The sequence below is a fragment of the Nitratireductor sp. GCM10026969 genome (genome assembly GCF_042660605.1).
Taxonomy (GTDB): Bacteria; Pseudomonadota; Alphaproteobacteria; order Rhizobiales; family Rhizobiaceae; genus Chelativorans.
This window is the reverse complement of the sequence record NZ_JBHSUM010000332.1, coordinates 325-597: the sequence shown is the minus strand read 5'-3', so window position 1 is coordinate 597 and position 273 is coordinate 325. Positions and strand designations below refer to the sequence as shown.

General features: G+C 37.0%; 1 pseudogene. It reads right to left on the bottom strand.

The features are described 5' to 3' along the window. Positions 1-20: 20 nt before the first annotated feature. Positions 21-273: pseudogene (locus ACFP9U_RS25345) on the bottom strand (hypothetical protein); the annotation flags it as partial.

Genomic DNA, 273 nt, shown 5'->3' with positions numbered 1-273 from the left:
CTCATTATTTATAAAGGGTGTCACAACGTTCCAGAACGTATAATTGAAATCAACAACCATAACCCCATTATTCCAGCTCCTAAGAAAATGATGATTGCCAGAATAGATACACTTGTCCCCTCCGCAACAGCTAAGATGACAGCTGAAGCCAAAATAAGCGCAGCTATAATCACGGCAAAAACGATCCGATTAACCATTTTATTTAATCCGGTCCATTTTTTATCTCCATCCACTAAATCCAAATGTACTTTTAATCTACCATTGTTAATGGTA